This is a genomic window from Variovorax sp. 10N432 (assembly GCF_056394465.1).
The window spans coordinates 170,332-184,914 of the sequence record NZ_JBFTHX010000012.1; the positions used below are offsets into that span (position 1 = coordinate 170,332).

The 14,583-nt window shown below is 68.6% G+C and carries 13 protein-coding genes; 8 read left to right on the forward strand and 5 right to left on the reverse strand.

The genetic code is table 11. From position 1 onward, the window contains the following. Nucleotides 1–40: 40 nt before the first annotated feature. Nucleotides 41–1,681, forward strand: coding sequence for a Vgb family protein (locus AC1DF3_RS16565; RefSeq protein WP_478140238.1), 1,641 nt, complete (start codon nucleotides 41–43; stop codon nucleotides 1,679–1,681). 19 nt (nucleotides 1,682–1,700) lie between these two features. On the opposite strand, the gene AC1DF3_RS16570 is transcribed toward AC1DF3_RS16565, so the two are convergent. Next, nucleotides 1,701–2,594, reverse strand: coding sequence for a LysR family transcriptional regulator (locus AC1DF3_RS16570; protein WP_478140239.1), 894 nt, complete (start codon nucleotides 2,592–2,594; stop codon nucleotides 1,701–1,703). A gap of 89 nt (nucleotides 2,595–2,683) precedes the next feature. On the opposite strand from AC1DF3_RS16570, the gene AC1DF3_RS16575 reads away from it, so the two are divergent. The 3 genes from AC1DF3_RS16575 (at nucleotide 2,684) to AC1DF3_RS16585 (ending at nucleotide 6,154) form a co-directional block, all read left to right on the forward strand. Next, the gene (locus AC1DF3_RS16575; RefSeq protein WP_478140240.1) at nucleotides 2,684–3,685 is read left to right on the forward strand and encodes an NAD-dependent epimerase/dehydratase family protein; all 1,002 of its coding nucleotides are present in this window, start codon (nucleotides 2,684–2,686) and stop codon (nucleotides 3,683–3,685) included. A 77-nt stretch (nucleotides 3,686–3,762) separates the two neighbouring features. Then, nucleotides 3,763–4,923 carry an acyl-CoA dehydrogenase family protein gene (locus tag AC1DF3_RS16580; RefSeq protein ID WP_286522078.1) on the forward strand — a complete coding sequence of 387 codons (1,161 nt, stop codon included), beginning with the start codon at nucleotides 3,763–3,765 and terminating at the stop codon, nucleotides 4,921–4,923. Between the two features lie 31 nt (nucleotides 4,924–4,954). After that, on the forward strand, nucleotides 4,955–6,154 hold the full coding sequence (locus AC1DF3_RS16585) for a low temperature requirement protein A (RefSeq protein ID WP_478140241.1): 1,200 nt from the start codon (nucleotides 4,955–4,957) through the stop codon (nucleotides 6,152–6,154). Here AC1DF3_RS16585 and AC1DF3_RS16590 read toward each other — a convergent pair. Then, the gene (locus AC1DF3_RS16590) at nucleotides 6,118–7,383 is read right to left on the reverse strand and encodes a DEAD/DEAH box helicase (protein ID WP_478140242.1); all 1,266 of its coding nucleotides are present in this window, start codon (nucleotides 7,381–7,383) and stop codon (nucleotides 6,118–6,120) included. The two genes, AC1DF3_RS16585 and AC1DF3_RS16590, sit on opposite strands and share 37 nt — an antisense overlap. Nucleotides 7,384–7,457: 74 nt before the next feature. Here AC1DF3_RS16590 and AC1DF3_RS16595 point away from each other — a divergent pair, with 74 nt between their 5' ends. The 4 genes from AC1DF3_RS16595 to AC1DF3_RS16610 all read left to right on the forward strand — a co-directional run bounded on the left by AC1DF3_RS16595 (nucleotide 7,458) and on the right by AC1DF3_RS16610 (nucleotide 10,487). Beyond that, complete coding sequence (locus AC1DF3_RS16595; protein WP_286522075.1) at nucleotides 7,458–7,679, forward strand: DUF3820 family protein; 222 nt, start codon at nucleotides 7,458–7,460, stop codon at nucleotides 7,677–7,679. A 221-nt stretch (nucleotides 7,680–7,900) separates the two neighbouring features. Beyond that, nucleotides 7,901–8,320, forward strand: a complete 420-nt coding sequence (locus tag AC1DF3_RS16600) for an RNA recognition motif domain-containing protein (protein WP_478140243.1) — start codon at nucleotides 7,901–7,903, stop codon at nucleotides 8,318–8,320. A 153-nt stretch (nucleotides 8,321–8,473) separates the two neighbouring features. Beyond that, nucleotides 8,474–8,962 (forward strand): tripartite tricarboxylate transporter TctB family protein, encoded by a 489-nt coding sequence (locus tag AC1DF3_RS16605; RefSeq protein ID WP_286534232.1) that lies wholly within the window; start codon nucleotides 8,474–8,476, stop codon nucleotides 8,960–8,962. 13 nt (nucleotides 8,963–8,975) lie between these two features. Continuing rightward, nucleotides 8,976–10,487, forward strand: a complete 1,512-nt coding sequence (locus tag AC1DF3_RS16610; protein ID WP_286506628.1) for a tripartite tricarboxylate transporter permease — start codon at nucleotides 8,976–8,978, stop codon at nucleotides 10,485–10,487. Between the two features lie 63 nt (nucleotides 10,488–10,550). Here the strand turns inward: AC1DF3_RS16610 and AC1DF3_RS16615 are convergent, their stop codons facing one another. The 3 genes from AC1DF3_RS16615 to AC1DF3_RS16625 are packed head-to-tail and all read right to left on the reverse strand — an operon-like array spanning nucleotide 10,551 to nucleotide 14,411. Next, nucleotides 10,551–11,723: an ABC transporter substrate-binding protein gene (locus AC1DF3_RS16615; protein ID WP_286534234.1), complete on the reverse strand. Its 1,173-nt coding sequence runs from the start codon at nucleotides 11,721–11,723 to the stop codon at nucleotides 10,551–10,553. A 31-nt stretch (nucleotides 11,724–11,754) separates the two neighbouring features. Continuing rightward, on the reverse strand, nucleotides 11,755–13,641 hold the full coding sequence (locus tag AC1DF3_RS16620; RefSeq protein ID WP_478140244.1) for an AMP-dependent synthetase/ligase: 1,887 nt from the start codon (nucleotides 13,639–13,641) through the stop codon (nucleotides 11,755–11,757). Then, on the reverse strand, nucleotides 13,638–14,411 hold the full coding sequence (locus tag AC1DF3_RS16625; protein WP_478140245.1) for an ABC transporter ATP-binding protein: 774 nt from the start codon (nucleotides 14,409–14,411) through the stop codon (nucleotides 13,638–13,640). The genes AC1DF3_RS16620 and AC1DF3_RS16625 overlap by 4 nt, the downstream gene beginning before the upstream one ends. Nucleotides 14,412–14,583 lie beyond the last annotated feature (172 nt).

The window sequence follows — 14,583 nt, forward strand, 5'->3', positions numbered from 1 at the left end:
GGCCTGCGCTGTTAGGGTCCGGTCACAACGAGGAGACGACATGAACCGCATCCTGAGCGGCGCCCTGCTGGCGGCCACACTCGCATTCGGCGCCTGCACCACCACAGCGCCGCCGCCGACCCGTCCCACCGGCTGGGCGCCGCCCGAGGCGATCGTCGCGCCCTCGTCCTTCGCCGGCGTGCACGGCCTCGCGATCGACGGCAAGGGCCGACTGCTGGCCGGCTCGGTGGTCGGCAACACCCTGTGGGAGGTCGACCGCCAGAGCGGTGCCGCCCGCGTGCTGGTCAAGGGCCCCGAGGGCCAGGCCGACGACATCGCGGTCGGCCCCAAGGGCGAGCTGGCCTGGACCAACTACCTCGTGGGCGCGCTGCGCATGCGCGACAGCGACACGGCGCCGATGCGCGTGGTCGCCAAGGACCTGCCGGGCCTCAACTCGCTCGACTTCGACCGCCGCAACGGCAAGCTCTATGCCTCGCAGGTGTTCCTCGGCGACGCCCTCTGGGAGATCGACCCCGCCGGCCAGAAGCCGCCGCGCCTGATCAAGAAGGACATGGGCGGCTTCAACGGCTTCGAGGTCGGGCCCGACGGCATGCTCTACGGCCCGCTGTGGTTCAAGGGCCAGGTGGTGAAGATAGCTCCGTCCGACGGCGCCATGACCGTGATCGCCGACGGCTTCAAGATCCCGGCGGCCGCCAATCTCGACGGCAAGGGCAACCTGTGGGTGGTCGACGCCCGCAGCGGCGAACTGGTGCGGGTCGATCTCGCGAGCGGCCGCAAGACGGTCGCCAAGCAGCTCAAGTCCTCGCTCGACAACCTGGCGATCGCGCCCGAAGGCACGATCTACGTCTCGAACATGGCCGACAACTCGGTCGAGGCCTTCAACCCCGCGACCGGCGAACTGCGGCTGCTCACCGGCGGCAAGCTGGCGGTTCCGGCGGGCCTCAAGATCGACGGCAACGACCTCTGGGTGGCGGACATCTTCGGCTTCCGCCAGGTCGATGCCACCACCGGGGCGGTGCGCGACATCTTCCGCATGCAGCGCGACCCCGAGCTCGAATACCCGTTCGCGGTCGGCCTGTCGGCCACGCACTTCGCGCTCACCTCCTGGTTCACGGGCACGGTGCAGCTGGTCGACAGAAAGACGCTCAAGACCACCGGCATGCTGCACGGGCTGAAGGCACCGGTCGATGCGATCCCGATGGCCGACGGCAGCGTGATCTACGCCGAGATCGCGACCGGCAGCGTGACCCGCGCCAGCGGCCCCAAGTTCGAGGACCGGCAGGTGCTGGCCAGCGGCCTCGGCGGCCCGGTGCAGATGATCCTCGGGCGCGACGGCGCGCTCTACGTGACCGAGGCCGCGGGCAAGCTGACCCGCATCCCGCTCGACGCCAGTGCGCCGCTGCGCCCGGTGGCCGAAGGGCTGGCGATGCCCGAAGGCGTGGCGCAGACGCCGTGGGGCAGCTTCATCGTGGCCGAGACCGCGGCGCGGCGGCTGGTCGAGATCGACCCGGTCGGCGGCAGCCGCCGCACCGTGGCCGACAACCTGCCGATCGGCCTCGAGCCCGGGCCCGGCATGCCGCCGCCCTACGTGCCGACCGGCGTGGCGGTCGGCAGCGACGGCACGATCTACATGACGGCCGACCGCAACAACGCGCTGTACCGGATCCGGCCGCAGCGTTGACGCCCGGGCCGCCCGGAGGTCATTCGCTGCAGTAGGCGGTGAAAGCCGTCACCAGGTGGGCGAAGGTGGCGCGCACGCGGCGGATGCGGCGCAGGTCCTCGTGCATCGTGATCCAGGTCTCGAAGCCGAAGTCGATGGCCTCCGGCAGCACCGCGACCAGCGCCGGGTCGCGCCGCGCGATCGCCTTCTGGCAGAAGCCGATGCCGAGGCCGGCGCGGATCGCGCTCAGCTGGGCCAGGTGGCTGTCGGTGCGGCAGCTGAAGTTCGGCCGCGGCAGCCGCAAGCCCAGTGCGCCCAGGGCACGCAGGTCGGCCACCTCGCGGTCCGGGCCGATCAGCGCAAAGCGGCCCAGGTCGTCCAGGTTCGCCGGCGTGCCGTTCTGCCGCAGGTAGTCGGCGCTGGCGAACAGGCCCAGCGCGACGACGCCGGCCCGCGTGGCGACCATCGCGGCCTGCGTGGGGCGCACCATGCGCACCGCGATGTCGGCCTCCTGGCGCAGCAGGTCCTCGTTGCGGTTGGTCAGGCTGAGCTCGAACACCAGCCCCGGCTGGGCCGTCCGCAGCCCGGCCAGCATCGCCGGCAGGACCTCGACACCGACCATCTCGCTGGCGGTGATGCGCACCGTGCCGCGCACGGCATCGGTGTCGGCCGAGGCGGCCCGCGCGAAGGCATCGGCCGCGGCCGCCATCGCCTCGGCGTGGCCGCCGAGTTCGCGCGCGGCGTCGGTCGGCGACAGGCCGGCGGGCGAACGGGTGAAGAGGGCGACGCCGATCGAGCGCTCCAGCGCCTCGAGCCGGCGCCGCACCGTCGGCTGCGCGACTCCCAGCGCGCGCGCCGCCGCCGACAGGCTGCCGCCGCGCAGAACGGCGAGAAAGGCGCGCTGGCTTTCCCAGTCCAATGGATTCAGGCTCATACATTTCATACTAGCCGATAGCACCGTTATGACAATTGTGCTTATCGGTGCCGCGACCAAGAATCGATGCCTCAACACCAGGAATCGACATGGAACAAGCAACGGCATTGGTGCTCGGCGCGACGGGCGGAATCGGCGGCGAAACGGCGGCGGCGCTGCTGCGGCGCGGCTGGCAGGTGCGGGCGCTGGCGCGCGACCCGGCCCGGGCGGCGGCGCAATGGCCCGCCGGCACGGCCAAGCCGCAATGGCTGGCCGGCGACGCGATGGACGCCGACAGCGTCATCGCCGCGGCCCACGGCGCCTCGTTGATCGTCCATGCGGTCAACCCGCCCGGCTACCGCCACTGGGGTTCGCTGGTGCTGCCGATGATCGACAGCACGATCCGCGCGGCCGAAGCCACGGGTGCGCGCATCGTGCTGCCCGGCACCGTCTACAACTACGGGCCCGACGCCTTTCCCTTCATCGCCGAGGATGCCCCGCAGCATCCGCGCACCCGCAAGGGCGCGATCCGCGTGCAGATGGAACAGCGCCTGCGCGCGGCGGCCGACCGCGGCGTGCGCACGCTGATCGTGCGGGCCGGCGACTTCTTCGGCCCGCGTGCCGGCAACAACTGGTTCTCCCAGGGCCTGGTCAAGCCCGGCCGGCCGCTGGCCGCGATCGGCGATCCGGCGCGGCCCGGCGTCGGCCACCAGTGGGCCTACCTGCCGGATGTCGCCGAGACCATCGCCCAGCTGGTCGAGCACGAAGCTGCGCTGCAGCCCTTCGACACCTTCCACATGGGCGGCCACTGGGACGCCGACGGCACCCGGATGCAGGCCGCGATCCGGCGCGCCAGCGGCCGGCCCGGGCTGCCGGTGCGGCGCTTCCCGTGGGGGCTGATGGCGTTGGCGTCGCCCTTCGTGCCGCTGCTGCGCGAGCTGCGCGAAATGCGCTACCTGTGGCAGCAGCCGGTGCGGCTGGACAACGCGCGGCTGCTGGCGCTGCTCGGCAGCGAGCCGCACACCGCGCTCGACGCCGCGGTCGGCGCCACGCTGGAAGGCCTCGGCTGCCTGGCGCCCGGGGCCGGCGCGCTGGCGGCGGGACACCCCTAGCCACTTGCCGCAAGCGCGGCCGGCCGCCTCGCCCTAGAGTGGCCGACGATGACCGCAGCCACGACCGGAGACCGGACTTGAACTACACGCACGAACACCTCGAGATCCAGAAGACGATGCGCCGCTTCATCGACGAGCGGATCAATCCCCACGTCGATGCCTGGGAGGCCGAAGAGGCCTTCCCGGCGCACGAGGTGTTCGCCGGCCTCGGCGCGCTCGGCCTGCTCGGACTCAACAAGCCCGAAGCCTACGGCGGCGCCGGCCTCGACTATTCCTACGCCATGGCGCTGGCCGAGGCGCTCGGCCACGTGCGCTGCGGCGGCGTGCCGATGGCCATCGGCGTGCAGACCGACATGTGCACCCCGGCGCTGGCGCGCTTCGGCAGCGACGAGCTGCGCCGCGAATTCCTGGCGCCGGCCATCGCCGGCCAGACCGTCGGCTGCATCGGCGTCAGCGAGCCGGGCGCCGGCAGCGACGTCGCCGGCCTCAAGAGCCATGCCCGCAAGGACGGCGGCGACTACCTCATCAGCGGCCAGAAGATGTGGATCACCAACAGCCTGCAGGCCGACTGGATGTGCATGCTGGTCAACACCAGCGACGGCCCGGTGCACCGCAACAAGTCGCTCGTGATGGTGCCCATGGACAGCCCCGGCATCGAGAAGGCGCAGAAGATCCGCAAGATCGGCATGCATTCGAGCGACACCGGCCTGATCTACTTCGACGAGGTGCGGGTGCCGCAGCGCTATCGCATCGGCGAGGAGGGCCAGGGCTTCGTCTACCAGATGCAGCAGTTCCAGGAAGAGCGCCTGTGGTGCGCGGCGAGCTCGCTGGTGCCGCTCGACGACTGCATCGCCGAGACCATCGAATGGGCCCAGCAGCGCAAGCTCTTCGGCGGCACGCTGGCCGACCAGCAGTGGGTGCAGTTCAAGCTGGCCGAACTCAAGACCGAGGTCGAGGCCCTGCGCGCCCTCACCTACCGGGCCTGCGACCTGCATGTGCAGGGCCAGGACGTGACCGAGCTGGCCTCGATGGCCAAGCTCAAGACCGGCCGGCTCACGCGCGAGGTGGCCGACACCTGCCTGCAGTTCTGGGGCGGCATGGGCTTCACCTGGGACAACCGGGTCTCGCGCCTGTACCGCGACGGCCGGCTGGCCTCGATCGGCGGCGGTGCCGACGAAGTCATGCTGGGCATCCTCGCGAAGACGATGGGCATCGCCAAGCGGCCGCCGCGCGAGTGACGGCGGCGGCGCGGCCGTGGAGAATCGTCGCATGCACGCGCGTCCGCCCCCGACATCGCACAGCGTCCACCACCCCGCCCTGCGCACGCGCGACGGCAGCGAAGCCAAGGTCAGGTACGAAGAGCTGTTCTTCGATCTGGTCTATGTCTTCGCCGTCACCCAGCTGTCGCACTACCTGCTGGCCCACCTGACGCCGCTCGGCGCACTCGAGACGCTGCTGCTGTGGTTCGCGGTCTGGCTGGGCTGGCAATACACCTGCTGGGTGACCAACTGGTTCGACCCCCGGTCGGCGCCGATCCGGCTGATGCTGTTCGGCGTGATGCTGGCCGGACTGGTGATGTCGGCCGCCATCCCCGGCGCCTTCGCGGAGCGCGCGCAGGTCTTCGCCGCCGCCTTCGTGGCCATCCAGGTCGGCCGCTCGCTGTTCATCTGCCTCCTGCTGCCCCGGCACCACGTGCTGGCCGCGAACTTCCGCCGCATCCTCGGCTGGAACTGCATCGCCGCGGTGTTCTGGATCGCGGGCGCGCTGAACGCCGGGCCGGCCCGAATGGCCTGCTGGGCCGTGGCGATCGCCTGCGAGTACGTCTCGCCGATGTTCGGCTTCCGCCTGCCCGGGCTCGGGCGCTCGCGCACCGCCGACTGGACCATCGAGGGCGGCCACCTGGCCGAGCGCTGCCAGCTTTTCGTCATCATGGCGCTGGGCGAATCGATCCTGCTGACCGGCGACACCTTCGCCAAGACCCACACGCTCGGCAGCCTCTCGACGGTCGCCTTCCTGAGCGCCTTCGCCGGCAGCCTGGCGATGTGGTGGCTGTACTTCGACACCAGCAGCGAGCACGGCAGCCACGTGATCGCGCATGCCGACGACCCGGGCCGCCTCGGCGCCTACTTCCACTACGTGCACGTGCTGATCGTCGGCGGCATCATCGTCACCGCCGTCGGCAACGAACTCGTGATCGCTCATCCGCACGGCCACATGGCGCTGCCGGAGCTGATCGTGATGCTCGGCGCGCCGCTGGCCTACCTGCTCGGCAACGGGCTCTACAAGCGGATCGTGTACGGCGCCTTCCCGGCTTCGCACGCGGTCGGAATGGCGGCCACCGCGGCGCTGGCGGTCGCTGCGCCGCGGCTCGATCTGCTGGCCATGAACGTGCTGACCACCGCGGTGATCCTGGCGGTGGCCGCCTGGGACACCTACCGTTCGCGCGCCGCCGTGCCGGTCGGCGCCTGAAGCGCGCGCAGCTTGTCCTTCTTGCTCGGCCGCTTGCCCTTGATGCCGCCGGTGCCCGGCTCGCCCGCCGGCGCGGGCGGCGGCGCCTCGGCCGGCTCGAAGCCGACCACCCGCTCGCGCGGCACGTTGAGGCCCTGGCGCTTCTCGATCAGCCTGAAGTGCGCTTCGGTGGCCGCGCTCACGAAGCTCACCGCGACGCCGCTCGCGCCGGCCCGGCCGGTGCGGCCGATGCGGTGCACATAGTCGACCGCCGAGCGCGGCAGGTCGTAGTTGACCACCACCGGCAGCTGCGCGACATCGATGCCGCGGGCCGCCAGGTCGGTGGCGACCACCACCTGCACCCGGGAGGCCTTGAAATCGGCCAGCACCTGCGTGCGCTTGCCCTGGCTCAGCAGGCCATGGAAGGGTTCGGCCTCGACCCCGGCGCGGCGCAGCTTGTCGGCCACCATCTCGGCGCCATGCTTGGTGGCGACGAAGACCAGCACGCGCGTCCAGCCGCTGCCCTTGACCAGCTGGCGCAGCAGCTGGGTGCGGCGTCCGGCATCGACCTCGATCGCCCGCTGCTGGATGGCGGCGGGCTCGCCGACCGGATCGTCCTGCGCCTCGACACGCACCGGGTCGCTCAGCAGGCGCTCGGCCAGCGACTGGATCGCCGGCGGAAAGGTGGCGGAGAACAGCAGGTTCTGGCGCCGCTCGGGCAAGAGCGCCAGGATGCGCCCGAGCTCCTCGGCAAAGCCGAGGTCGAACAACCGGTCGGCCTCGTCGAGCACCAGCATCGACACCGAGGACAGCCGCAGCGCGCGATGGTCGAGCAGGTCGAGCAGGCGCCCGGGCGTGGCGATCATGACGTCGGCACCGCCGCGCAGCGCCATCATCTGCGGATTGATCGAGACGCCGCCGAAGGCCACCGCGATGCGCATCGGCACCGGCAGCTGCTGCGCCAGGCTGCGCATCGATTCGCCCACCTGCGCCGCCAGCTCGCGGGTCGGCACCAGGACCAGCGCCTGTAGCCTGCGCGGCTGCTGGCGCCCGGCGCCCGCGAGCCGCTGCAGCAGGGGCAGCGAAAATGCGGCCGTCTTGCCGGACCCGGTGCGGGCGGCGCCCAGCAGGTCGCGGCCCTGCAGGATCGGCGGAATGGCCGCCACCTGGATGGCCGTGGGCGCGAGGTAGCCCTTGTCGGTGGCGGCCCGCACCAGGGAAGGATCGAGTCCCAGCGAATGGAATGGCATGAGCGGAGGGCCCCGCGAGGGGCCTGTGAACGAACGGGCGGCAACTGCCGCGGAGATCGAGGAGCATAGCCACCATGAACCCGGAAGACCTGGAAAAGCTCGTGAGCCGCGAAATGCCCTTCGGCAAGTACAAGGGCCGCCTGATCGCCGACCTGCCCGGCAACTACCTCACGTGGTTCGCCCGCGAAGGCTTCCCGCCAGGCGAGATCGGCCGCCTGCTGGGCCTGATGCACGAGATCGACCACAACGGCCTGAAAGCGCTCCTGAACCCCCTGCGCCGCCGTCCCCCGGGTTGAATTCGTCTCTTTTTTTGCGTTGCATCATCAAATAGCCTGAAATTTCAAGAAGAAATTTACCCAAAAGTTCCTTTGTGCATGACAATGCCGAAGCGTTTCGGGCAATTCCATGCCGGATTCGTGAACCGGTGATCGGTCAGTTTCGCGCCACAGCGCCATTTGTTTGTTGTGATTCTGGGACTCCATCGCTTTGTTTTTTTGGTTTGATTAGGAGTCCCTCCATGGGCAAGAAACTCTACGTAGGCAACCTCGCCTACTCCATCCGCGACAACGACCTCGAACAGGCTTTCAGCCAGTACGGCTCGGTCGCCAGCGCCAAGGTCATGATGGAACGCGACAGCGGTCGCTCCAAGGGCTTCGGCTTCGTCGAAATGGGCACCGACGCGGAAGCGCTGGCAGCCATCGAAGGCCTGAACGGCCAAGCTCTCGACGGCCGCAGCCTGACCGTCAATGAAGCCCGTCCGATGGAGCCCCGTTCGCCCGGCGGCTTCGGCGGCGGCGGCGGTGGCCGCAGCGGTGGTGGCGGTGGCTACGGCGGCGGCGGCGGCGGCGGTGGCGGCGGCTACGGCGGTGGTGGCGGCGGCAACCGCAGCGGCGGTGGCGGCTACGGCGGCGGCGGCGGTGGCCGCGGCGGCTACTAAGCACCCCTCGGCTTTCAGCTGAAAAAAGGCTCCTTCGGGAGCCTTTTTCGTTGCCGCGCCAGGCGACGCTACGTGGAAGTCCGTAGCGTCAAGTCAGCCAGCCGTCAGGCTCCGACGACGACCCTCGAAGGTACACAAAAGAGGGTCGAGACAATGCGTATCAAGAGTCAGGCGGACTTCTATTCAGGGGTCATGTTCACGGCGATAGGGGCGGCGTTTGCCGTCGGCGCCACCACCTACAACATCGGCGACGGGGCCCGCATGGGGCCCGGCTACTTCCCGCTGATGCTCGGCATCCTGCTGGCGCTGCTGGGTGCCGCCGTGATGTTCCAGTCGCTGGTGGTCGAGACCATCGACGGCGACCCGATCGGCAAATGGGCCTGGAAGCCGCTGTTCTTCGTGATCTTCGCCAACCTCGCCTTCGGCGTCCTGCTGGGCGGCCTGCCGAGCATCGGCGTGCCGGCCATGGGCATGATCATCGCGATCTACGCGCTCACCATCATCTCCAGCCTGGCGGGCGAGCACTTCAAGCTGCGCGACGTGCTGGTTCTCTCGACCATCCTGGCGGCAGGCAGCTACGTGGCGTTCATCTGGGCGCTCAAGTTGCAGATCCAGGTCTGGCCCACTTTCATTTCGGGCTGAGGAGACCATCGCCATGGAACTGTTCCACAACCTCGCGATCGGCTTCGGCGTCGCCTTCACCTTCACCAACCTGCTGTACTGCCTGGTCGGTTGTATTCTCGGCACGCTGATCGGCGTGCTGCCGGGCATCGGCCCGGTCGCCACCATCGCGATGCTGCTGCCGGCGACCTATGCACTGCCACCGGTGTCGGCCCTGATCATGCTGGCCGGCATCTACTACGGCGCCCAGTACGGCGGCTCCACCACCGCCATCCTGGTCAACCTGCCGGGTGAATCGTCCTCGGTCGTGACCTGCATCGACGGCTACCAGATGGCGCGGCAGGGACGCGCGGGCCCCGCGCTCGCGGCGGCCGGCCTCGGGTCCTTCTTCGCCGGCTGCGTCGGCACGCTGATCCTGGCCGCCTTCGCGCCGCCGCTGACCGAACTGGCCTTCAAGTTCGGTCCCGCCGAGTACTTCTCGCTGATGGTGCTGGGCCTGATCGGGGCCGTGGTGCTGGCCTCGGGCTCGCTGCTCAAGGCGGTCGCGATGATCGTGCTGGGCCTCCTGCTCGGCATCGTCGGCACCGACGTCAACTCGGGCGTCGCGCGCTTCAGCTTCGATGTCCCCGAACTGACCGACGGCATCGGCTTCGTGGTCATCGCCATGGGCGTGTTCGGCTACGGCGAGATCATCGGCAACCTGTCGCAGCCGGACGAGGAGCGCGAGGTGTTCACCTCGGAGGTCAAGGGCCTGTTCCCGACCAAGGATGACTTCAAGCGGATGGCGCCGGCCGTGCTGCGCGGCACGGCCCTGGGCTCCGCGCTGGGCATCCTGCCCGGCGGCGGTGCGCTGCTGGCTTCGTTCGCGGCCTACGCCCTCGAGAAGAAGATCCGCATGCGGCCCGGCGAAGTGCCGTTCGGCAAGGGCAACATCCGCGGCGTGGCGTCGCCCGAGTCGGCCAACAACGCCGGCGCCCAGACCTCCTTCATCCCGTTGCTCACGCTGGGCATTCCGCCCAATGCCGTGATGGCGCTGATGGTCGGCGCGATGACGATCCACAACATCCAGCCGGGCCCGCAGGTCATGACCAGCAACCCCGAGCTGTTCTGGGGTCTGATCGCCTCGATGTGGATCGGCAACGCGATGCTGATCATCCTGAACCTGCCGCTGATCGGCATGTGGATCAAGCTCCTGACGGTGCCCTACAAGTTCCTGTTCCCGGCGATCGTGCTGTTCTGTGCCATCGGCGTCTACTCGACCAACAACAACACCTTCGACATCTGGATGGTGGCGGCCTTCGGCTTCATCGGCTATCTGTTCATCAAGCTGCGGACCGAGCCGGCGCCGCTGCTGCTGGGCTTCATCCTGGGGCCGATGATGGAAGAGAACCTGCGCCGCGCCCTGCTGCTGTCGCGCGGCAGCTGGGCCGTGTTCGTGACCCGGCCGCTGTCGGCCGGCTTGCTGGTCGCGGCCTGCCTGCTGCTCGGCATCGTGCTGCTGCCGTCGATCAAGGCGAAAAGAGAGGAAGCCTTCGTCGAGGAATGAACGGCCCCAAGCCGGAATGAAAAAACCGCCCTCGGGCGGTTTTTTGCTGGGCGAAGCAATCGCTCAAGGTGCCAGGTAGTCGGACACCACCTTCCACTTGCCGTCGACGATCTGCGACAGCCGCGACTGGTCGTTGCCGAGTCGCTTGGTGGCGCTGAAGGTCATCTTCGGGCTGCCGAACATGTCGGGCTCGAAGGTGCTGCTGTCCATCGCCTTGATGAAGCTGTCGGTGGTCAGGTTCGGCCCGGCCTTGTTGGCCGCCTGGATGAAGTCCTGGATGATCGAATAGCCGTAGACCGAGAACACGGTCGGGTCCTCGTTGAACTTGGTCTTGTACTTGTTGGCCCAGAAGCGCAGCGGCTGCGACTGCTCGTCGGTGTAGGGGTTCTGCACCGTCATGGTGGCGTAGATGCCGTCCATCGGCTTGCCGCCCAGCTTGTGGATCAGGTCGGTGTAGGCCGCGCTGGACCCGAGGAAGGTCGGGTTGAAGCCGGTCTTGCGGGCCTCGCCCACGGTGCCGATGGTCTCGCGGATGATGGTGCCCAGCACCACCAGGTCGCAGTTGGCGGCCTTCATCTTGGCCACCTGTGACGAGAAATCGGTCGCTCCGCGCTTGAACGAAGTCTTCTCGGTGAGCTCCAGGCCGGCCGCCTTGAGGCCGGCCTCGGCGCCGCGCTGGACCTCGAGGCCGAACTCGTCGTCCTGGTAGATCGTGCAGACCTTCTTGGCACCCTTTTCCTTGACCAGCTTGGGAAGGGCGATGCGGATCTGGTCGTAGTAGGTGGCGGCGAACGAATACTTGAGCCGGTTGAACGGCTCGTACATCTCTCGGGCCGCGGTGATCGGGAAGAAGTTGACGATGTTCTTCTCGAACTGCACCGGCATCGCCGCCATGTTCTGCGCGGTGCCGATGTGGCCCGCCATGATGAAGATCTTTTCCTGGTTGACCAGCTTCTGCGCCGCCAGCACCGCCTTCTTGGGGTCGTAGCCCGAGTCCTCGACGAAGAGCTTGAGCTTGCGGCCGTGCACGCTGCCCTGCTCGTTGAGTTCGTCCACGGCCAGCTGCATGCCGTTGCGCGACTGCTTGCCGAAGCCGGCCAGTGGCCCCGAGAGATCCTGGATGGTGCCGATGCGGATCTCGTCCTTGCTCACGCCCTGCTGCTGCGCGGCGGCCAGGCCGGAGCCCAGCGCGAGACCGGCCGCGGCGGCCAGGGGGATCAATGTCTGGGTCTTCATACGGAGTCTCCTCTAGGTTGGCGAAAAAAAGCTAGGCGTACATGGCGTCGATGCGCTCGGCGTACTTGGCCTGCACCAGCTTGCGCTTGAGCTTCATGGTGGGCGTCAGTTCCTCGTCCTCGGCGCTCAGCTGGGTCTCGAGCAGGAAGAACTTCTTGATCTGCTCGACCCGGGCGAACTTGGCATTGACGCGGTCGAGCTCGGCCTGGATCAGGTCCTGCACCTGCTGCGTGCGCGTCAGGCTCTGGTAGTTGCTGAAGGGCACGTCGTGGTCCTGGGCGAACTTCTCGACGTTCTCCTGGTCGATCATCACGATCACCGTGAGATAGGGCCTGGCGTCGCCGATCACGACGGCATCCGTGATGTAGGGGCTGAACTTGAGCTCGTTCTCGAGTTCGCTCGGCGTGATGTTCTTGCCGCCTGCCGTGATGATGATGTCCTTCATGCGGTCGGTGATGCGGAAGTAGCCGTCGGCATCGACCGTGCCCACGTCGCCCGTGTGCAGCCAGCCGTCGGCGTCGATGGTCTCGGCGGTCTTCTCGGGCAGGTTCAGGTAGCCCATGAAGACGTTGGTGCCGCGCACCAGGATCTCGCCGGTGGCGGCATCGATGCGGACTTCGTTGTAGGCGGCCGCCGGCCCGATCGCGCCGGGCTTGATGCGCGCCGCAGGCACGCCGGTGGCCGCGCCGCAGGATTCGGTCATGCCCCAGACCTCCAGCATCGGCACGCCGAGCGCGAGATACCACTTGACCAGTTCGGGCGAGATCGGCGCCGCGCCGGTGACCAGGAAGCGCGCCCGGTGGATGCCGATCAGCTTGCGCACGTTGTCCAGCGCCAGCCAGCGCGCGATCCGGAACTTGAATCGCAGGGCGCCGCCGACCGGCTGGCCGGCCAGCACGCGGTCGGCGATCTCGGTGCCGACGCCGATGCTCCAGGCGTAGGCGGCCTGCTGCACGCGGCTGGCCTCCTTGAGCGCGATCATCACGCCGGAATAGAACTTCTCCCACACCCGCGGCACGGCCGTGAACACGGTCGGCGCGATCTCGCGCACGTTCTCTGGCACGGTCTCGGGGTTCTCGACGAAGTTGAGGATCGAGCCGGTGTACATCGCGAAGTACTCGCCGCCCATGCGCTCGGCGATGTGGCACAGCGGCAGGAAGCACATGCGCTCGTCCTGCTCGTCCTGCGCCACCAGCGTGTTGTAGCCGCGCGTGGTGTAGACCAGGCCGCGATGGCTGTGCATCGCGCCCTTGGGTTTGCCCGTGGTGCCCGAGGTGTAGACCAGGATCGCCAGGTCGTCGGGCCGGCAGGCGGCGACGCGCTGTTCGAGTTCCTGCGGATGTGCCTTGTTGTGGTCGCGGCCGAGCGCGCGCAGCGCATCGAGGCTGATGACGTCGGCGTCGTGCAGGTCGCGCAGGCCTTCCATGTCGAAGACCACGATCTTGCGCAGCAGCGGCAGCGCGGCGCGCACTTCGAGCGCCTTGTCGAGCTGTTCGTCGTCCTCGACGAAGAGCACGGTGGTGCGGGAGTCCTCGCAGAGGTAGTGGACCTGCGAGGCGGCGTCGGTCGGATAGATGCCGTTGGAAACGCCGCCGCAGCTCAGCACCGCGAGGTCGCACAGCACCCATTCGATCACTGTGTTCGAGAGAATCGAGGCGCACTCCTGCGGTGCGAAGCCGATCGCCATCAGGCCGCCGGCGATCTCGGCCACCGCGTCGGCGGTCTGCTTCCAGCTCCAGCTGCGCCAGATGCCCAGCTTCTTCTGCCGCATCCAGACGGTGTCGCCGCGCAGGCGGGCGGCGTTCCAGAACATCGCGGCCATGGTCTCGCCGGGCACCACGATGTCGGTGCGCGACTGGATGCGGCCGAGGTCCCAGAGGCCGGCGGGTGCCTTGGCGTGCGTGGTGTTCCGGGTCATCTCCAGGTCTTCTTTTTCTTCCAGCGCCGCTCGCCGCGCACGCCGTCGTCCTTGAGTCCGAGGTAGAACTCCTTGATGTCTTCCTTCTCGCGCAGGCGCTCGCAGGTGTCTTCCATGACGATGCGGCCGTTCTCGAGCACGTAGCCGTAGTCGGCGGCATTGAGCGCCATGTTGGCGTTCTGTTCGACCAAGAGGATGGTGGTGCCGCGCTCGCGGTTGATGCGCACCACGATCTCGAAAATCTCCTTGGTGAGCTTGGGCGAGAGGCCGAGACTGGGCTCGTCGAGCAGGATCAGGTGCGGCGCCGCCATGATGGCGCGCGAGATCGCGAGCATCTGCTGCTGGCCGCCCGACAGCAGGCCGGCGTCCTGCGTGGCGCGCTCCTTGAGGATCGGGAAGTAGCCGTAGACCGTCTCGATGTCGCGGGCGACGCCGTCGCGGTCGCGGCGGGTGTAGGCGCCCATCAGCAGGTTGTCGCGGACCGACAGCAACGGGAATACCTCGCGGCCCTCGGGCACGTGGCTCAGGCCCTGCTGCACGATGCGGGCCGGGTCCTGCGCCGTGATGTTGCTGCCCTTGAACTCGATGCTGCCCTTGCGCGGGTCGATGATGCCGGAGATGGTCTTGAGGATGGTGGTCTTGCCGGCGCCGTTGGAGCCGAGCACCGTGGCGATCTCGCCGGCGCGCACCTTGAGGCTGACACCGCGGATGGCCTTGATGGGGCCGTAGGCGCTTTCGACGTTGAGGAGTTGGAGGACTGTGTCTGTCATGAGGCAAGAACCTCCGACGCGAGTTCGGGGCGGCGATGGCGGGCGGTATGCCCTGGACCGGCCGACGTCACCGGCCCTTCGGGCTTCCCTGCGCTGCTCGCGACAGGCGGGGTCCGCGCAAACTCGCTCCGCTGCGCTCCACTCAAACACGCGCGGCCCTGATCCGCCTGCC